This is a genomic window from Franconibacter pulveris, from assembly GCF_056780215.1.
Map to the genome: position 1 here is coordinate 3,940,565 of NZ_CM165555.1, position 19,663 is coordinate 3,960,227.

At 60.4% G+C, this 19,663-nt stretch carries 15 protein-coding genes and 1 pseudogene; 13 read left to right on the forward strand and 3 right to left on the reverse strand.

Annotation, left to right across the window (positions count from 1 at the left end; all coding sequences use genetic code 11):
• The first annotated feature begins 36 nt into the window (after window positions 1-36).
• Genes ACU4F7_RS18565 through yjiA form a run of 3 tightly spaced genes read left to right on the forward strand, consistent with a single transcriptional unit; the run spans window position 37 to window position 3,436 of the window.
• Complete coding sequence (locus ACU4F7_RS18565) at window positions 37-2,190, forward strand: carbon starvation CstA family protein (protein WP_481637522.1); 2,154 nt, start codon at window positions 37-39, stop codon at window positions 2,188-2,190.
• 57 nt (window positions 2,191-2,247) lie between these two features.
• Window positions 2,248-2,451, forward strand: a complete 204-nt coding sequence (locus ACU4F7_RS18570; RefSeq protein ID WP_029590446.1) for a YbdD/YjiX family protein — start codon at window positions 2,248-2,250, stop codon at window positions 2,449-2,451.
• 19 nt (window positions 2,452-2,470) lie between these two features.
• A complete protein-coding gene (gene yjiA, locus ACU4F7_RS18575) occupies window positions 2,471-3,436 on the forward strand; it encodes a GTPase (RefSeq protein WP_481638752.1) in 966 nt (321 codons plus the stop codon).
• 160 nt (window positions 3,437-3,596) lie between these two features.
• Here the strand turns inward: yjiA and ACU4F7_RS18580 are convergent, their stop codons facing one another.
• The gene (locus ACU4F7_RS18580; protein ID WP_481637523.1) at window positions 3,597-4,094 is read right to left on the reverse strand and encodes a DUF4760 domain-containing protein; all 498 of its coding nucleotides are present in this window, start codon (window positions 4,092-4,094) and stop codon (window positions 3,597-3,599) included.
• Between the two features lie 404 nt (window positions 4,095-4,498).
• Here ACU4F7_RS18580 and ACU4F7_RS18585 point away from each other — a divergent pair, with 404 nt between their 5' ends.
• The 10 genes from ACU4F7_RS18585 to ACU4F7_RS18630 all read left to right on the forward strand — a co-directional run bounded on the left by ACU4F7_RS18585 (window position 4,499) and on the right by ACU4F7_RS18630 (window position 17,581).
• Window positions 4,499-6,055, forward strand: a complete 1,557-nt coding sequence (locus tag ACU4F7_RS18585) for a class I adenylate-forming enzyme family protein (protein ID WP_029590443.1) — start codon at window positions 4,499-4,501, stop codon at window positions 6,053-6,055.
• Window positions 6,052-7,659 (forward strand): acyl CoA:acetate/3-ketoacid CoA transferase, encoded by a 1,608-nt coding sequence (locus tag ACU4F7_RS18590; protein ID WP_481637524.1) that lies wholly within the window; start codon window positions 6,052-6,054, stop codon window positions 7,657-7,659. Before ACU4F7_RS18585 ends, ACU4F7_RS18590 begins: the two co-directional genes overlap by 4 nt.
• A complete protein-coding gene (fabG, locus tag ACU4F7_RS18595; RefSeq protein WP_024558988.1) occupies window positions 7,656-8,390 on the forward strand; it encodes a 3-oxoacyl-ACP reductase FabG in 735 nt (244 codons plus the stop codon). The genes ACU4F7_RS18590 and fabG overlap by 4 nt, the downstream gene beginning before the upstream one ends.
• 9 nt (window positions 8,391-8,399) lie before the next feature.
• Complete coding sequence (locus tag ACU4F7_RS18600; RefSeq protein WP_481637525.1) at window positions 8,400-9,590, forward strand: thiolase family protein; 1,191 nt, start codon at window positions 8,400-8,402, stop codon at window positions 9,588-9,590.
• A 136-nt stretch (window positions 9,591-9,726) separates the two neighbouring features.
• Window positions 9,727-11,064, forward strand: coding sequence for an MFS transporter (locus tag ACU4F7_RS18605; RefSeq protein ID WP_481637526.1), 1,338 nt, complete (start codon window positions 9,727-9,729; stop codon window positions 11,062-11,064).
• Window positions 11,065-11,077: 13 nt separating this feature from the next.
• The gene (locus ACU4F7_RS18610; protein ID WP_029590439.1) at window positions 11,078-11,956 is read left to right on the forward strand and encodes an SMP-30/gluconolactonase/LRE family protein; all 879 of its coding nucleotides are present in this window, start codon (window positions 11,078-11,080) and stop codon (window positions 11,954-11,956) included.
• Window positions 11,957-12,049: 93 nt separating this feature from the next.
• Window positions 12,050-13,387, forward strand: a complete 1,338-nt coding sequence (locus ACU4F7_RS18615; protein ID WP_029590438.1) for an MFS transporter — start codon at window positions 12,050-12,052, stop codon at window positions 13,385-13,387.
• A 97-nt stretch (window positions 13,388-13,484) separates the two neighbouring features.
• Entirely contained in the window at window positions 13,485-14,642 is a 1,158-nt protein-coding gene (locus ACU4F7_RS18620; protein WP_481637527.1) for a CdaR family transcriptional regulator, read from the forward strand.
• A 277-nt stretch (window positions 14,643-14,919) separates the two neighbouring features.
• Entirely contained in the window at window positions 14,920-16,299 is a 1,380-nt protein-coding gene (locus ACU4F7_RS18625) for an MFS transporter (protein WP_481637528.1), read from the forward strand.
• Between the two features lie 13 nt (window positions 16,300-16,312).
• On the forward strand, window positions 16,313-17,581 hold the full coding sequence (locus ACU4F7_RS18630) for a gallate dioxygenase (RefSeq protein ID WP_481637529.1): 1,269 nt from the start codon (window positions 16,313-16,315) through the stop codon (window positions 17,579-17,581).
• Window positions 17,582-17,614: 33 nt separating this feature from the next.
• Here ACU4F7_RS18630 and ACU4F7_RS18635 read toward each other — a convergent pair.
• A pseudogene (locus tag ACU4F7_RS18635) lies at window positions 17,615-17,815 on the reverse strand (type II toxin-antitoxin system HicB family antitoxin); the annotation flags it as partial.
• A gap of 80 nt (window positions 17,816-17,895) precedes the next feature.
• Window positions 17,896-19,641 carry a tannase/feruloyl esterase family alpha/beta hydrolase gene (locus ACU4F7_RS18640; RefSeq protein WP_152977067.1) on the reverse strand — a complete coding sequence of 582 codons (1,746 nt, stop codon included), beginning with the start codon at window positions 19,639-19,641 and terminating at the stop codon, window positions 17,896-17,898.
• Window positions 19,642-19,663 lie beyond the last annotated feature (22 nt).

Genomic DNA, 19,663 nt, shown 5'->3' on the forward strand with positions numbered 1-19,663 from the left:
CGTGAATGTACTTACGTCTGACAAACAGGTTCTTCCATGAACGCAAAAACACTTTTTAAGCACTTGCCCTGGCTTGTCCTGGGAATAATCGGTGCGTTCTGCCTCGCTATCGTCGCCCTGCGGCGCGGCGAGAGCGTGAGCGCGCTGTGGATTGTGGTGGCTTCGGTCTCCGTCTACCTGGTGGCTTACCGCTACTACAGCCTCTATATCGCCAGCAAGGTGATGAAGCTCGACCCGACGCGCTCCACCCCTGCGGTTATCAATAACGACGGTCTGAACTACGTGCCGACCAACCGCTACGTGCTGTTCGGCCACCACTTCGCCGCTATCGCAGGCGCGGGCCCGCTGGTAGGGCCGGTGCTGGCGGCGCAGATGGGCTATTTGCCCGGCACGCTCTGGCTGCTGGCGGGCGTGGTGCTGGCGGGCGCGGTGCAGGACTTCATGGTGCTGTTCATCTCCTCCCGCCGCAACGGCGCTTCGCTTGGCGAAATGATTAAAGAAGAGATGGGCCCGGTGCCCGGCACCATCGCGCTGTTCGGCTGCTTCCTTATCATGATTATTATCCTGGCGGTGCTGGCGCTGATTGTGGTGAAAGCGCTGGCGGAAAGCCCGTGGGGCGTCTTTACCGTCTGCTCAACGGTGCCGATCGCGCTGTTTATGGGTATCTACATGCGCTTCCTGCGTCCGGGCCGCGTGGGCGAAGTTTCCGTTATCGGCATCGTGCTGCTGGTCGCCTCCATCTGGTTTGGCGGCGTGATTGCCCATGACCCGTACTGGGGCCCGGCGCTGACCTTTAAAGACACCACCATCACCTATGCGCTGATAGGCTACGCGTTTATCTCCGCGCTGCTGCCGGTGTGGCTTATCCTCGCGCCTCGCGACTATCTCGCGACGTTCCTGAAAATCGGCGTTATTGTCGGCCTCGCGATTGGCATCGTCATTCTGAACCCGCAATTGAAAATGCCGGCGATGACGCCGTTTATTGACGGCACTGGCCCGCTGTGGAAAGGCGCGCTGTTCCCGTTCCTGTTTATCACCATCGCCTGCGGCGCGGTTTCCGGCTTCCATGCGCTGATCGCCTCTGGCACCACGCCGAAGCTGCTCGCCAACGAAACCGATGCGCGCTTTATCGGCTACGGCGCGATGCTGATGGAATCGTTCGTGGCGGTGATGGCGCTGGTGGCGGCGTCTATCATCGAACCGGGTCTCTACTTCGCCATGAACACCCCGCCTGCGGGCCTCGGCTTCACCATGCCAAACCTGCATGAACTGGGCAGCGCCAACGGTCCGGCGATCATGGCGCAGTTGCAGGACGTCACGGCCCACGCGGCGGCGACCGTCAGCTCCTGGGGCTTTGTTATCTCTCCGGAACAGATCCTGCAAACCGCGAAAGACATCGGCGAGCCTTCCGTGCTGAACCGCGCAGGCGGCGCGCCGACGCTGGCGGTAGGCATCGCGCACGTGTTCCACAAAATCATTCCGGCGGCCGACATGGGCTTCTGGTATCACTTCGGCATTCTGTTCGAAGCGCTGTTTATCCTCACCGCGCTGGACGCAGGCACCCGCTCCGGACGCTTTATGTTCCAGGATCTGGTGGGCAACTTCGTGCCGTTCCTGAAGAAGACTGACTCGCTGGTGGCGGGCATTGTGGGCACGGCGGGCTGCGTGGGTTTGTGGGGCTACCTGCTCTACCAGGGCGTGGTGGATCCGCTGGGCGGCGTGAAGAGCCTGTGGCCGCTGTTTGGCATCTCCAACCAGATGCTCGCCTCCGTAGCGCTGATGCTCGGCACCGTGGTGCTGGTGAAGATGAAGCGTACGAAGTACGTCTGGGTGACCATGCTGCCGGCTATCTGGCTGCTTATCTGCACCACCTGGGCGCTTGGCCTGAAGCTCTTTAGCACCAATCCGAAGATGGAAGGCTTCTTCTTCATGGCCAGTGATTACAAAGCGAAAATCCTGGCAGGCGGCGCGGAATTGACCGCGGAGCAGATCGCCAAAATGAACCACATTATCGTTAACAACTACACCAACGCCGGGCTGAGCATTCTCTTCCTGATCGTGGTTTACAGCATCCTTTTCTATGGCATCCGCACCGCGCTGAAAGCGCTGCGCGCCGACAGGCCTGTGGCGAACGAGACGCCCTATGTGCCGGTGCCTGCCGAAGGGGTGAAAATCTCCTCAGGTCATTAATCGCGACCGTAACGCGCCCCGCCTCCTGCGGGGCGCGTGCTTTATCAGGATAACGCTATGTTTGGTCAATTAGGCGAAGCGGCAAAATATCTGGGCCAGGCGGCCCGCATGTTGATCGGCATTCCCGACTACGATACCTATGTAGAACACATGAAAGCGAACCACCCGGATAAGCCCTGCATGACGTATGATGAGTTTTTCCAGGAGCGTCAGGAGGCGCGCTACGGCGGGAGTGGTAAAGGCGGCATGCGCTGCTGCTGAAATTAACAGGAGAGAGATGATGCAACCTGTAGCGGTAACGCTGTTGACCGGCTTCCTCGGCGCAGGAAAAACCACGCTGCTGCGCCATATTCTTGAGGCCGATCACGGCCAGAAAATCGCAGTTATCGAAAACGAATTCGGCGAGGTGCCGATTGATAACGCCATCATCGGCGACCGCGCCACGCAGATTAAAACCCTGAGCAACGGCTGCATCTGCTGTAGCCGTTCCAATGAGCTGGAAGATGCGCTGCTCGACCTGCTCGACAAGCGCGACAGCGGCGAAATCGATTTCGACCGGCTGGTCATTGAATGCACCGGCATGGCGGACCCCGGCCCTATCATTCAGACTTTTTTCGCCCATGAAACGCTGTGCGAACGCTATGTGTTAGACGGCGTACTCACGCTGGTTGACGCGGCGCATGCAGAGCAGCAAATGGACCAGTTCACCCTGGCGCAGTCGCAGATTGGCTATGCCGACCGCATTCTGCTCACCAAAACCGACGTGGCGGGGGAAAACGACGCCCTGCTCGCCCGGCTTGCGCGCATCAACGCCCGCGCGCCCATTTATACCGTCAATCATGGCGACATCGACCTCAGCCTGCTCTTTAACGTGCAGGGCTTTATGCTGGAAGAGCGCATCGTGGAGAAAACGCCGCGCTTTCGCTTTATCGCCCCGGCGCAGAACGAGGTCGAATCGATTGTGGTGAATCTGGACTATCCGCTGGCGCTGGATGCGGCCTCGCGCACCATGGAAGGGTTGCTGCTCGATTTCGCCGATCGCCTGCTGCGCTACAAGGGCATGCTTTTTATTGAAGGCGAGCCGCGCCGCCTGCTCTTTCAGGGCGTGCAGCGCCTCTACAGCGCCGACTGGGACCGCGAATGGGCGCAGGATGAACCCCGCCAGAGCACGATTGTTTTTATCGGGCTTCAACTGCCGGAAGAGCAAATTCGCGCAGCCTTCGCGGCGCTGGAGCCGAAAGGTTAACGGCGAAATACTATAATCGCGGCGGCTTACGGGCCGCCTTTTTTATTACGCGTTTAATTAATATTCGTTGCGCTGCGTTTAAACCTGTTAATAAAAACCGCAACAAGGCGAAAAGCGCAACGCGGAAGAAAAGAATAACGACGAATTTTTAGCAGTGCGTTTAACGCGTTCTTTTTAACGGCGACTTACGCCACCGGCTCACCAGCCATTCAAACTCCTGCCAGGTGGTTTCAGAATGAATATATTCCCGTACAGCTTTAATTAATGGCTCGGCATTATTCCATGTCTCCATGACGGTGGCGTAAGAGGTTCGCTTAATCATATTTTCATTATAAATACCTTCCCGAATGCTGACGGCGACCCGCTCATAAAAATTCAGAATGTATTGCAGCTTACGTCGATCGTTCAGTTCTTCCGGCGTCACAGGGGAATCCGGCGGCGGAAAGACATACGACCGGAGGGATTTTTCAGAAGAGTGAACCTTTTTCAGGACATGAAGCGCTTCAAGATATTCTTGATCTTTTCTGCTTTCGAAAAGAAAAGCGGCCGTTTGTGTTTTCTTTGCCGTCCGGACGTTATAGACAATAGCTATCGTGGCAACGATAACGCTAATAAATACGAGAGCGGTATTGATTAAATGTAAATTACCGGTTTCCATAATTATTCTGTTCATCCATAAAAAAGGCGGGAAGAACCCGCCCTGAAGTCGTTAAAGCCAGTCAGAAACCATCAAATTCATCAAATGCCTTTTTCATATGACCTCCTTAAATAATGAGAGAGTGACCGCTTCCCGATAATATTACGTAAACCGTTTTGGCGGCGCAAAATAAATTATCGCGGCCTGCGAGTTATACCGCAATTAAATAACCGGCTTTTGCAACGTTTGCCGCCGCCGCACGTTGATCCTTACTAAAAATCATGACCCTGCTCGCGCCGCATTGTGCGAAGTTACAACGATGATGTTGTTTTGTTGATTTTTTGTTGTGAATAAGCCCGCAACTTGCTCAGGCTTCCCTCCTCTAGACTGCTGTCATCGCCATTGAGCTTTGTCAGGAGAGACCCATGAGCAGCACCTCCGCCGACTTCCAGAATTTGTATGAGGCCCTGCGCCGCAGCGCGGAGCGCCGCCCGGACGCGCTGGCGCTGGCGTTTGAAAACGAGCGTTACCGCTACCGCGATTTTTATCAGCGGGTTCAACAGACCATGGCGCAACTTGCCCACGTCTGGTCATTGCACAAAGGAGACCGCATCGTGCTCGCCTTTGGCAACCGTCCCGCCTTCTGCGAAATTTTCTTCGCTGCGATGGGCCTTGGCATTGAGGTGGTGCCCTTCAGCACCAAGCTCAAACAGGAAGAGGGCGAAGGGCTGGTGGCGCATATCGCGCCGCAGGCGGTTTTTTATGACGCCAACGGCCAGGACTGGCTTTCCCGCACCGAAGGGGCGCGCTGCGTTTCCCTGTCGCAGTGGCATGCGCTCGCGCTGCCCGCTGGGGTTCCGGCGCCAGAGGCGCGCGTAAGCCGCAACGATACCGCCGTGATTATGTTTACTTCCGGCACCACCGGCGAGCCGAAAGGCGCGGTGATCACCCACGGCAATCTGCTGTGCGCCGTAGACGCTTACGCTCACGGGCTTTCGCTTGGCGAAAATGACAGCACCGTGCTGGCGGTGCCCATTTATCACATCACCGGCCTTTCCGCCCTGCTGGCGCTGTTCGTCTATCTGGGTGCCGCCATCTGGCTCCAGCTGCGTTTTAATGCGACAGAGGTGATGAACACTGTGCGCGACCAGGGCATCACCTTTCTGCACGGTTCGCCCACGGTCTTTATTCTGCTCTGCCAGGCGGCGAAGGCGCAGAGCGAGGGCGTGCCGCAAACCTGGCCGACGCTGCGCGCCGTCGCCTGCGGCGCAGGACACCTTAACGAAGGGCTGGTGCGCGAGCTTAAAGAGCGCTTTCCCCGCACCACCATTCACCCCATCTATGGCCTGACGGAGACCACCTCCCCCGCCACCATTTTTCCGCAGGATGTCTGGGGCAGCGCCAAAAGCGGCAGCTCCGGGCAGGCGATCCCGGGGCTGGAAATCGCGGTATGCGACGATAACCAGCAACCGCTCGGCGCGGAGCAAATCGGCCACATCTGGCTTAAGGGCGATGTGGTGGTAAACGAATACTGGCAGCGCAGCGAGCGCCGCCCCGCCTGTAATCACGCGGGCTGGTTTAATACCGGCGATATTGGCTATCTCGACGCCGATGGCTACCTGTTCATTAAAGATCGCAGCAAAGACATGATTAACCGCGGCGGCGAGAAAATTTACTCCATTGAGCTGGAAAACATTCTTTCTACCTACCGCGGCGTGAAAGAGGTGGCCGTTATCCCCGCCCCCAGCCCGGTTTATGGCGAAGAGCCGGTGGCGTTTATCGTCGCCGACAGCCAGCAGAGCCTGACCAGCGAGGAGATCCTGGGCTGGCTGAAGGCGAAGGTGGCCCGCTTCAAGCTGCCGGCGCGCATTATTTTCACCCGCACCCTGCCGCGCACCCACAACGGCAAAATCAGTAAGCGCCAGCTGCGCGCGCGGCTTGCTGAATACATCCCTTATTTCGCCACGGAGGAGAGAAAGTGAAAGCGACATTCATCAGCGCCGCCGACGCCGCGCGCCTGGTTAAGAACGGCGACACGGTGTGCACCGTCGGCATGACGCTCATCAGCGCGGCGGAATCGATCCTCAAAGCCATCGAAGCGCGCTTTTTGACGGAAAATACGCCGCGCGACCTGACGCTTGTACACGCCGCAGGCCAGAGCGACCGCCAGCGCGGCAACCAGCACTTCGCCCATCCGGGGCTGGTGACGCGCATTATCGGCTCCCACTGGGGCCTTGCCCCGCGCTGGATGGCGATGATCAATAACGACGAAGTGGAAGCCTGGTGCCTGCCGCAGGGCCAGATGGTGCACCTTTACAGCGCGATGGCAGCAGGGCTGCCGGGACGGCTTTCGCAGGTGGGCTTAGGCACTTTTGTCGACCCGCGCATTGAAGGCGGGCGCATGAACCGCCGCACCCGCGAGCAGCCGAACCGCGTTGAGCACCATACCTTTCGCGGCGAAGAGTTTCTTTTCTACCCGGCTATTCCGCTGGATGTCGTGATTGTGCGCGGCACGCACGCTGACGAAGACGGCAACCTGACCACCGACGAAGAGGCGATGAAGCTCGAAGTGCTGCCCGCCGTGCTGGCGGCGAAGCGCTACGGCGCAACAGTGCTGGCGCAGGTGAAATACCGCGTGGCGCGCGGTTCGCTGCACCCGAAAAGCGTCACCGTGCCCGGCACATTAATTGACGCCATCGTGGTGTGCGACGAGCCGGAAACCGACCATCGCCAGACTTCCGGCTGGGCCTTCGACCCGTCGCTGTGCGGCGATATCCGCCTGCCAGTGAGCGAAAGCGCGCCGCTGCCGCTCAGCCTTCGCAAGCTGATTGGCCGCATCGCCTGCCGCTACCTGACGCCGGGCTGCGTGATTAACCTCGGCACCGGCATTCCCAACGACGTCATTGGCGCCGTTATCCACGAAGAAGGCGTCGGCGACGCTGTCACCATTACCGTGGAATCCGGCATTTACGGCGGCTTGCAGGCAGGCGGCACCGATTTCGGCATCGGGCGCAACCTCACCGCCATGATAAGCCACCAGGATCAGATGCTTTACTACAACGGCGCCGGGGTGGATATCACCTTTATGGGCGCGGGCGAAATGGACCCCAACGGCCACGTCAACGCCACCCGCCTGGGCGCATCCTGCCCCGGCGCAGGCGGGTTTATCGATATCACCCAGAACGCCCGTCACGTGGTCTTCTGCTCTTCTTTCACCGCCAAAGGCCTGGAGATCGCCTGTGAAAATGGCGAACTGCGCATCGTGCAGGAAGGTGAAGTCTGCAAGTTCGTCAACGCCGTCGATCAGATCTCTTATAACGGCGAGCTGGCCCGTCAAAAAGGCCAGACGATGCACTACGTTACCGAGCGCGCGGTGTTCGAGCTGCGCCCCGAAGGGCCGGTGCTGGTGGAGATTGCGCCGGGCATCGATCTTGAGCGCGACGTGCTCGCGCAGATGGCGTTCCGCCCGCTTATCGCGTCGGATTTAACTGTGATGGACAGCGCGCTGTTTGAAGAAGCCCCCTGTGGCCTCGCCGCCGCGCTCGCCCGCCACGCCTCTTCAGACCAGCAAGGAAACGACAAATGAAACTCACCGGTAAAACCGCCATTGTGACTGGCGCCGCCCGCGGCATCGGCTTCGGCATCGCCCAGGTGCTCGCGCGCGAGGGCGCGCGGGTTGTTATCGCCGATATGGACCCGCGCGGCGAAGAGTCCGCCGCCGCCCTGCGTCAGTGGGGCAACGAGGCGCTATTCATTACCTGCAACATCAGCGACAAAACGCAGGTGGAAGCGCTGTTCGAACAGGCCGAAGCGGCCTTCGGCCAGGTCGATATTCTGGTGAACAACGCAGGCATTAACCGCGACGCCATGCTACACAAGCTGACGGAAGCGGACTGGGACACGGTTATCGACGTTAACCTCAAGGGCACTTTCTTCTGCATGCAGCAGGCGGCCATTCGCATGCGCGAGCGCGGCGTTGGCCGCATCATCAACATCGCGTCGGCAAGCTGGCTTGGCAACGTCGGCCAGACCAACTACGCCGCCTCGAAAGCGGGCGTGGTGGGGATGACCAAAACCGCCTGCCGGGAGCTGGCGAAAAAAGGGGTGACGGTGAACGCCATCTGCCCGGGCTTTATCGACACCGACATGACCCGCGGCGTACCGGAAAAAGTGTGGGAGATGATGATTAACAAAATTCCGGCGGGCTTTGCGGGCGAAGCGAAAGACGTGGGCGAATGCGTGGCGTTTCTCGCCTCCGACGGCGCGCGGTACATCAACGGCGAAGTGATTAACGTCGGCGGCGGCATGGTGCTGTAAGGAGCAGAGATGAAAAACCCAAACGATATTGTGATTGTCAGCGGCGTTCGCACCGCTATCGGCGCGTTTAACGGCAGCTTCGCCCACACCCACCAGCACGACCTGGGCGCGGCGGTGATTCGCGAAGCGGTCGCTCGTGCGGGCATCGCGCCCGAAGAGGTGGACGAAGTGGTGGTGGGCAACGTAGGCCAGGTGGCGGAAAGCGGTTTTATCGCCCGCGTCTGCCAGCTGCGCGCCGGGCTGCCCAAAGAGACCACCGCCTATTCCGTCAACCGCCAGTGCGGCTCCGGTTTACAGGCGATAGCCGACGGCATGATGGCTATCCAGACCGGCCAGGCGAACGTGGTGGTCGCCTGCGGCACCGAGAACATGACCCAGCTTCCCTACTACCTGCGCCAGGCCCGCGACGGCTATCGCATGGGCAACGGCGTGCTGGAAGACGGCCTTATCTCCATCCTCACCTGGCCGGAAGGACCGTACCACAACGGCATGACGGCGGAAAACGTCGCTGAACGCTTCAACATCAGCCGCGACGCGATGGACGACTTCGCCTGGTCGAGCCAGCAGAAAGCGCTGAAGGCCATCGCTGAAGGCTACTTCCGCGAGCAGATTCTGGGCATTGAGGTGCCGGACGGCAAGAAAGCGACTCGCCTGTTCGATACCGACGAACACCCGCGCAACACCCCGCGTGAAAAGCTCGCCAGCCTGCGCCCGGCCTTTAAAAAAGAGGGCGTGGTGACGGCGGCGAATTCCTCCGGCATTAACGACGGCGCGGCGGCGCTGGTGCTGATGACCCGCGATCAGGCGGAAAAACGGGGCTTAACGCCGCGCATGCGCATTAAAGACTGGGCGGTGGCGGGCTGTGGCGCGGAGATCATGGGTTTTGGCCCGGCGCCGTCCACCCGCCGTTTAATGGACAAGCTCGGCCTGGATATTCAGTCCGTCGATCTGATCGAACTGAACGAAGCCTTTGCCGCCCAGGCGCTGGCGGTGATGAACGATCTGAAGCTCGATCCGGCGCGGGTTAACGTCAACGGCGGCGCTATCGCGCTCGGCCATCCGGTGGGGGCGAGCGGGGCTATCCTGCCGGTAAAACTGATGTATGAGATGGAACGCCGCGGCGCGCGCACCGGGCTTGTGACGATGTGCATCGGCGGCGGACAAGGGATTTCGATGCTGTTTGAGCGCGAAGGCGCTTAAGAAGAACGGCCCGATGTGGGGCATCGGGCCGGGACGTCGTGCGGGTCATCGCCCCTGCGACAACGTGAGCTGACACAGCGGGATCTCGCCGATCCCGGCAAAGGTCTTTGACCGTTACAACGGGAGAATAGTAACCATGTCCGCAATAAATGAAAAGGCGACGGGAAGCGCGCAGGCGCGCATTACCCATAAAAAGATCTACCGCCACCTGCTGCCGTTACTGATCGTGGCTTACATCATCAGCTTTATCGATCGCACCAACATCGGCATGGCGAAAGCCAGCATGTCGGTGGATCTCGGCCTCTCCGCCACGGCGTTTGGCCTGGGCGCCGGGCTGTTCTTCCTGACCTATTCGGTGCTGGAGATCCCAAGCAACCTCTTTCTGGCGAAGATCGGCGCGCGGCGCTGGATAGCCCGCATCATGATTACCTGGGGGGTCATCTCCTGCGCGATGGCCTTCGTCACCGGCCCGTGGTCGTTCTACGCCATGCGCCTGCTGCTGGGCGCCGCCGAAGCGGGGCTTTATCCCGGCATTATTTACTATTTAACGCTCTGGTTTGGCCGTGAAGAGCGCGCCAAAGCCACCGGCCTGTTTCTGCTCGGCGTCTGCTTCGCCAATATTATCGGCGCGCCGCTCGGCGGCCTGCTGCTGAACATGGACGGCGTCGCGGGCTGGGCGGGCTGGCAGTGGATGTTCTTTATCGAAGGCTTACCGGCGGTGGCGCTGGCGTTCGTGGTCTGGCGCATGCTGCCCGATAAACCCGCCGACGCGAAGTGGCTTGATAAGCAGGACGTGGCGTTTATTGAAACCACCCTGGCCCGCGAAGCGCGCGAGGCGAGCCATGCGCCCTCCGCGTTCTCGCTGAAAAAAGCCCTTTCCACCCGCGTTTTCCTGCTGCTGGTGCTGATTTACTTCACCCACCAGTTCTCGGTGTACGGGCTGAGCTACTTCCTGCCGGGCATTATCGGCAGCTGGGGCAGCCTCTCCCCGCTGCAGGTGGGCCTGCTGACCGCCATTCCGTGGATTGCGGCGGCCTGCGGCGGCGTGCTGCTGCCGCGCTTCGCCCGCACGGAGAACCGCTCGCGGCGCATGCTGATGGTGGGCTACCTGGTGATGGCGGTAGGCATGGTGATTGGCGCGACGGGCGGCCCGACGCTTGCGATGCTCGGCTTCTCCATCACCGCGTTTATGTTCTTCGCCGTGCAATCGATCATCTTTAGCTGGCTGCCTTCCATCATGAGCGGCAGCCTGCTGGCGGGCAGCTTCGGCCTGCTTAACTGCCTCGGCCTGTGCGGCGGCTTCCTCGGGCCGTTTATCCTCGGCGCGTTTGAAGACCGCACCGGCTCCGCCACCTCCGGCCTGTGGTTCGCTGTGGGGCTGCTGGTGGTCGGCGCGCTGGTCGCCACGCTTATCCGCAGCCAGGTTTCCCCTTCCCTTGCCGCAGGCCCGGTGGCGCGCGGCGAAAAAGTCTGAGCAGGAGAACATCATGCGTATTGAAGTGTTAGTCGATTTGAAAACCCGGCTTGGCGAAAGCCCGCTCTGGGACGTGGAACAGCAAAGGCTCTACTGGGTGGACAGCCAGGACGGGCGCGTTTTCTCCTGCAACGCCCAGGGCACGGCGATAAAAAGCTGGGACGTGCGGCAGAAAATCGGCTCCATGGCCTTACGCCAGAACGGCGAAGGGGCGGTGGTGGCGCTTGCGCACGGCGTGCACCTGCTTGATTTCGCCAGCGGCGAGCTGGAGCTGCTGCATAACCCGGAGGCGGATAAGCCGCACAACCGCTTAAACGACGGCAAGGTGGACCGCCAGGGGCGCTTTCTGTTCGGCTCCATGGACATGCGCGAAGAGGAGCCGAGCGGCGCGCTCTACCGGCTGGACGCCGACCTCACCCTGCACACGCTTGAGCGCAACATCATCTGCTCTAATGCGCCGTGCTGGAGCCCGTCCGGCGAGACGTTTTACTTCGCCGACACCTGGACGGGCGAGATCCGCGCCTGGGATTACGACACCGCCACGGGCAACCTCTCCCGCGAGCGCGTCTTCTGCAAGGTAGACCGCAGCGAAGGCGGCGCGGCGGACGGCGCGACGGTGGACAGCGAAGGCTGCCTGTGGAACGCGCTGGTCTACGCCGGCAAGCTGGTGCGCTATACGCCGGACGGCGAAGTGGACCGCATCATCGACATGCCGGTGAAAAAAGTGACCAGCGTGATGTTCGGCGGTGAAAACCTCGACGTGCTCTACGTCACCTCCATGGCGCAGCCGCCCCTGCCGCGCTTCCCGGAAGACAACCAGCTGCGCGGCAGCCTGTTTGCGATTTACGGCTTAGGCATCACCGGCGTGCCTGAGCGCCGCTTCGCCGGTTAACTGCCCTCGCCGCGAAAAACAAACCTAACACGCGGCGTTTCTCTGACCCTGACCATCAGCGGCCCGCAAAGGCGTGGCCGTGGAGATAACAACATGAGCCTTATTAACTCTTCTCCCGCGGCGGCAAAACGCGGGAAACGGCAAGCTATACATCGTTTTTCCTGGGTATCCCTGCTGGTCTGCTGGCTGATTTGGGTACTCAACGCCTACGACCGCGAGATGATCCTGCGCTTAGGCCCGGTTATCTCTCGCGAGTTTTCGCTTTCACCCGAGCAGTGGGGCAACATCGTGGCGCTGATTATGGTGGCGCTGGCGGTGCTGGATATTCCCGGCTCCGTCTGGAGCGACCGCTACGGCTCCGGCTGGAAGCGCGCCCGCTTCCAGGTGCCGCTGGTGATAGGCTACACCGCGCTCTCATTTATCTCCGGCATTAAAGCCATCAGCCACGGGCTGACGAGCTTCGTGCTGCTGCGCGTGGGGGTAAACCTCGGCGCGGGCTGGGGCGAGCCGGTCGGCGTGAGCAACACCGCCGAGTGGTGGCCGAAAGAGAAGCGCGGCTTCGCCCTTGGCGTGCACCACACCGGCTACCCGATTGGCGCGCTGCTAAGCGGCGTGGTGGCGAGCATCGTGCTTACCACCTTTGGCGAAGGCAGCTGGCGCTACTGCTTCCTGGTGGCGCTGATTGTCGCCATTCCGCTGATGATCTTCTGGGCGAAGTACTCTACCGCCGCGCGCATCAACACGCTTTATAACCATATGGACGAACAGGGCTTTACCCGCCCGGCGACGCAGGAGAGTAACCGCGTACAGAAAGGCGACGGCATGAAGACCTTCGTCAAGACGCTGCGCAACCGCAATATCTCGCTGACCGCCGGCAACACGCTGCTCACCCAAATCGTCTATATGGGCATCAATGTGGTGCTGCCGCCGTACCTGTATCACGTTTCCGGACTTTCCCTGGCCGCTTCCGCCGGGCTTAGCATTATCTTTACGCTCACCGGCACGCTTGGCCAGGTTATCTGGCCGTGGCTGTCGGACAGTCTGGGGCGCAAGCGCACGCTGATTTTGTGCGGCCTGTGGATGAGCATCGGCATCGCGCTCTTTTACTTCGCCACCAACATGCCGCGCCTTGTCGCCATCCAGCTCTTTTTCGGGCTGGTGGCGAACGCGGTGTGGCCGATTTACTACGCGATGGCATCCGATTCCGCCGAAGAGAGCGCCACCTCCACCGCCAACGGCATTATCACTACCGCCATGTTTATCGGCGGCGGGATTTCGCCGCTGCTGATGGGCTGGCTGATTCAGTTGGGCGGCGGCTGGGAGAGCGCGACCGGCTATGTCTACACCTTCTTCACCATGGCGGGCTGCGCGCTGCTGGGCGTGTTGCTGCAGCTGATGACGGTGGATAAAACGCCGCGCCACGGCCATTAAACAAGCATGACGCCTGCTTTGCGCAGGCGCAGAAGAACTGACCCCTCGCCCCGTCCGCCTGACGGGGCGAACCTGACGATAACGGGCGGACATCAGCATGATTATTACCACAGCGCTGGCCAATGAGATTGTCTCCCGGGCGATGGCGATTATTCATCATAACGTCAACGTGATTGACCACCGCGGGCAGGTCATCGCCTCCGGCGAGCGGCACCGCCTTGGCGAACAGCATGAGATCGCCCGCGAGGTGATCCGCACCGGCAAGCGCATCAGCATCCACAACGCCGCGGAAGCGGCGCGTTTTGAGAATGTGCATCCGGGCATTAACCACCCGATCCTGGTGGACGACCAGGTGGTGATGGTGGTGGGCGTGAGCGGCGACCCGGCGGTCATCAGCCGTTATGCGGAGCTGGCTATCCTCACCGCCGAGCTGCTGGTGCGCCAGTCGCTGGAGATGCGCGAAGTGAACTGGCGCCAGCGCCTGCGCGACACGCTGTTTACTCAGTATCTGGAGCACGGCGAGGCGCCGCAGGGCCAGGAAGCGCTCCGGCGCCTCGCCGAGCTGGGCTTCACCCTCGCCACGCCGGTGGTGCCGGTGGTGGTGATGGTGGAAGTGGCGCAGCAGCACTTAAGCGACGTGCTGGGCACGCTGCTGAGCGAGTTTTCGCAGCTTACGGGCGTGAAAGAGGTGATCCTGCTCGGCAGCAACGAGATCCTGATTTTAGGATCGGTGAAAGAGGATCAGGAGGCGCTGCTCGACCGGATCGGCTTTATCCTCAGTAACCAGATAAGCCATTACCACATCGGCGTGGGCGTGCGGGCCGACAGTGCGCCAGATATCCGCGAGGCGATTCAGTTTGCCCGTTCGGTGATTGAGGTGGGCAGCAAGGTGCAGCCGCAGCGGCAGGTTTATTATTTCCGCGAGATGGCGATGCTCTGCCTGTTCCGGGTGCTGGAAAACAGCTACATGTTCAACTTCTTTAATAACAACGTGCGCCAGCTGCTGGAGCACGACTCCGGCGAGGCGCTGCTCGACACCCTCGACTGCTTTATCAATAACAACGCCGAAGTGGGGAAAACCTCCCAGCAGCTCGGCATTCACCGCAACACGCTGGCCTACCGCCTGGCGCAGATTAAAAAGCAGATCCAGCTCGACCCGATGGTCTTCACCGACCTCGTGCAGCTTTCGGTGTCGGTGCACTGCTACCGCCGCCAGAACCCGCGCCAGAGCGAGTGGATCGATACGCTGAGCTAAAAGCCTTCGCCCGCCGGGGCGGAGGCTTTTTAAAGAGCCATAAATAAAACGCATAGGCATCGCGCCCTGCCTGCATAGCGCAGCCAGCTAATCTTGTTGAATTGCGCCTTATTTCTTCCCCTTTCTTTTGCCAGCTTCGTCACACAATAAAAATTACTCATAGGGGTAAAACTGTTTTTTGCCGGACACCTCTGCCGGGGTGCCTTAAGTTGGGATGGCGGTTTCACAACAACAATAGCCGCCTACATCCTTACCGCCTGCTTAAGGAAGTCACCCTATGAGTCAATCTGAGGTTATTGACGTAAAAGCGTGGATCGACGCCCGTCCGGTTTCTCGCTTTCAGTGGAGCGTTCTGCTGCTCTGCTTTGTCATCATCATGCTCGACGGCTACGACGCCGCCGTGATGGGTTTTATCGCTCCGGCGCTCATTGAAGACTGGGGCATCAGCCGTGCGGAGATGGGGCCTATCCTGGGCGCCGCCATGTTCGGCGTGGCGCTGGGCGCGCTGATTGCCGGCCCCCTCTCCGACCATTTCGGCCGTAAAAAAATTCTTCTTTTCTCCGTACTCATGTTTGCAGGCTTTAGCCTGGCGGGCGCGATGGCGCGCTCCCCCGCGGAGCTGGCGCTGCTGCGCTTTTGCACCGGGCTTGGTCTGGGCGCGGTGATGCCGAACTGCGTGACGCTGGTTTCAGAATATATGCCGGAGCGCCGCCGGGGAGTGATGATCACGCTGATGTACAGCGGTTTTAATTTCGGTTCCGGGTTCGGCGGGTTTATCGCCGCCTTTCTGCTTTCGCACTACAGCTGGCATTCAGCGCTGATTTTCGGCGGCGCGGTGCCGCTGCTGCTGTTGCCGGTGCTGATGTGGAAACTGCCGGAGTCGGCGATGAATATGGTGGTGCGCAAAGCGCCGCGCGGCGCTATCGCCGATACGCTTAATCGCCTTGGCGGCAACTTCACGGCGAACACCGTATTTACGCTGCAATCGCCGGAAATCAAAAAGCATGGCAAAGTGACGCAGCTTTTTCGCAACGGCTACACGCGCGGCACCCTGGCGTTGTGGCTCACCTATTTTATGGGGCTGTTCGTAATTTATTTGCTCAACGGCTGGCTGCCCACCATTCTGCGCTCCGGCGGTTTTTCGCTGCAGCAGGCGGCCATTATTACCGGACTGTTCCAGCTCGGCGGCCCCATTGGCGGCGTTATCGTCGGCTGCCTGATGGACCGCATGCAGGCGAAAGTGGTTATCGCCGTCACCTATTTCCTGGGCTGCCTGTGCCTCTTTACCCAGGGGATGATGGATTTCGGCTCCGCGATGCTCTCGGTGCTGGTCTTTATCAGCGGCATGTGCATCAACGGCGCGCAAAACGGCCTGCAGGCCTATTCGCCCGCCTATTACCAGACGGAAATCCGCGCCACCGGCGTAAGCTGGATGCACGGCATGGGGCGCATCGGCGCGATTTTAAGTTCCACGCTCGGCGGCGTGATAATGCTCTCTGTGCCGGGCCACGCTTCAATTTATCTGGTGCTGGCGCTGCCCGCCCTGCTTGCCGGGCTCTGTATCCTTTTGCATCGTATGCTTAAGTTCAATACCCGTATGACCGGCATTACCCCAGGCGATGTCACCGCCCTGTCGCAAAGTTTAAATAACCGCTAAGTGGAGTAAGCTCATGGCCCGTATCATTGGCGGCATCGCCGTATCCCATACCCCGACGATTGGTTTCGCCGTTGACCATAACAAACAGGAAGAGAGCGCCTGGGCGCCTATCTTTAAAAGCTTCGAGCCGATGCGCCGCTGGCTGGATGAGAAAAAGCCCGACGCGCTGGTTTATATCTTCAACGACCACGTCACCTCGTTTTTTTTCGACCACTACTCCGCTTTTTCGTTAGGCATCGATAACGAATATGGCGTGGCGGACGAAGGGGGCGGCCCGCGCCATCTGCCGCCGGTAAAAGGCGACGCCGCGCTGTCGCGACATATCGGCGCCAGCCTGATGGCGGATGAGTTCGATATGTCGTTTTTTATGAACAAAAAGCTCGACCATGGCCTCTTCTCGCCGCTTTCCGCCCTGCTGCCCTTTGACGCGGGCTGGCCGACGAAAGTTATCCCATTGCAGGTGGGCGTGTTGCAATTCCCTATCCCGAGCGCGCGTCGCTGCTACAAGCTTGGTCAGGCGCTGCGCCGCGCTATTGAGAGCTATCCGGAAGATATCAGCGTGGCGCTGGTGGCGACCGGCGGGCTTTCCCATCAGGTGCACGGCGAACGCTGCGGTTTCAACAATACGGAATGGGACGCACAGTTTATCGATCTCATCGTCAACGACCCGGAAAAACTCGCCGAGATGACGCTTGCCGAATACGCCACGCTTGGCGGCATGGAAGGCTCGGAGGTGATTATGTGGCTGATTATGCGCGGCGCGCTTTCGGCTAACGTCACTGAAACCTGGCGAGACTACTACCTGCCGTCGATGACCGGCATCGCCACGTTGATTCTGGAGAATAATGCGCGCACGCCGCCAGTGGACACGCTCTCCCGCCACCGCGAGCATATCGCGCGCCAGCTCAGCGGCGTAGAAAAACTGCCGGGCACTTATCCCTTCACTCACGAGCGCAGCCTTAACGCCATTCGCCTCAACAGCTTCCTGCATAAGCTGATTGAACCGGCCTGGCGCGAACGCTTCAGGGCCGCGCCGGACGCGCTGTTTGAGGAGGCAGGGCTTACGGAAGAAGAGCGCCGGCTGATAGCCGATCGCGACTGGCGCGGGTTGATTCACTACGGCGCCAGCTTCTTTTTACTGGAGAAGATGGGCGCGGTGGTGGGCGTCTCTAACTTGCATATCTACGCGGCGATGCGCGGCGTTTCGCTGGAGGAATTCCAGCAAACCCGCAATCAGCAGGTGCTTTACTCGGTGGCGGGCGACAAATCGCCGACCGCCTGATAACCAGGCCAGCCCACAGGCTGGCCTTGCGCGTTATCGCGCTTTTAACTTGCGCCGCGCCGCCTGCGCCAGAAAATGGCTACGGTCGCGGTACGCTTTATCTGTCCTGCCCCAGTTATCAATTCGCTGAAGCAGCGTAATGTTAATGCGTTGCGGTTTGCCCTCAAGCCCCAACACATCCACATCAATAACAAACCAGCTGTCGTAAGCGGCATAATCCGGCTGCGCCGCATAGACACAAGAAAAAAGGGAAGGCGCAATGCCTTCCCTTAAAATGCGGCGTAGCCCGCAACGCTTACATCCGCAACCAGGGCTTAGTCGTGCTCAGGCCCGCCGGTTCCTGGCGGCGGCTGATAGAAATCCTCGCCGCGCCACGGGTAGCCTGGCGGCAAGTCATGCAGCGTTTCAGGGTGATAGTTCCCCGCCTGCGCTTTATCGCCCTGACCGTTGTAAACCGCAATCTGCGGGTACGGGTAAACCGGGCGCGAAGGGGCGTCTGGCGGTACAGACTGCAACCGCAGCGCCATCTCTTCGCGCCCGCCGGACGGCCCGCCCTGCGGCTGGCCAAAACGGTTATGTTCCTGCGGCGCGGGTCGCCAGACGGGGACCTCGCCCGGCGGGCGCCCATGCTCCACCCAGTCCATCATCGGCGTCAGGAAATCCACCAGGCTCGGTCCTTCACCGCCAGAACAGTGATACACCCCCGGCAACAGATAGAGACGCTCGAAGCGCTCGCGCTGCGCCTCGCCAAGCATTCTGCCAACCGCCTGATGGTAAGCGATGCTGTTGAGCGGCGAAATGTGCGGGTCCGCCAGACCGTGCCAGACGATCAGTTTGCCGCCTGCCCGTTCAAACGCGGAAAGATCCGGACTGGTGGCGTCGTAAAGCGAGTGCAGCGGGCGGAGCTTGTCGAACGTGGCGGCTGTGAACGAGAGGTCGTGGAGCGAGAAACCGGGCGGTGGGTTGTGCTCAAAGCTCATATAACGCAGCGCCGAAAGCGCCGCCTGGGCGCTGAAGATCGGGTCGCCGTGGGCGCGCGGCACAAACACGCCCGCCCAGGCGAGTTCGGAGCCCGGCAGCGGCCCGCCGATGGTCAGCTTCTCGCCTGTGACGGGATCCACCGGCCCCTGATAAAAACGCTCAACCGCTGTCACCTCCTGGCGGGAAAGGCACTGTTCCTGCGGCCTGTCCGGGTCGTTTTTACACTGCAGCGCCTGGGGATTGAAACGGCAGCGGTGCGGCGTGCTGATGAGCCCGTCCCGGTCGCCGTCCAGCGCGTCGCACTGGGCCAGCACCGCCCGATGGATAAGCGGCAGCCGGTCGGCTGTAATAATGGCGTTGCCGTCCGGACCGGTGTTAGAGACCGCAAGCCAGGCGTGATAGAGCGCGTTCTGCGCCTGAAAGTTCATCGCCGCCGCGCCAGCGATAATGCCGTTGAAATCGTCCGGATAGCGCTGCGCCTCCACCAGCGCTTCGCGTCCGCCATCTGAGCAGCCGTTAAAATAGGATTTCTGCGCCGGCTGGCCGTAGTAGCGCTGAATAAGCGCTTTTGAAGCGACCGCCGTCAGGTGCTGGGCGCGAAAGGCGAAGTCCTGACGCTTTTGCGGGTCGTTGCCGAAATCCGCTTCATCCCGCGTATGGCCCATGTCCGTCGCCGCCACCACAAAACCGCCGGTATCGAGCGTCGCGCAACCTGCCGCCGCCCCCACGTTAAGCGAAATGTCGCCGCACAGCCCACCGCAGCCAATCTGTAAATAGCGGCCGCTCCAGCTCTCTGTGGGCAGTAACGTCTGAAGGGTGATGGCCGGCGCCAGCCGGCTGGTTACCGCGCAAAAACGCACGTCGTTCAATGTTTTTTCTTCAGCAGAGAGCACCTTGCTGCCCGCCCCGCCAATGCGGCTTAAATCACTGCCTTTTAACGCGCTACAGTCCATGACCGGCAACATGACCTGCGGTTCGTCCGCGCTTCGGGTTTGCGCCCACAGCACAGCCATATTAAGGCCCGCGATAGCCAGCAAAAAAAGACAGAGCGCGCGCCCTGCCGTCATAAATCTTGCCATCTCCCCCACTCCATTTTGTGTT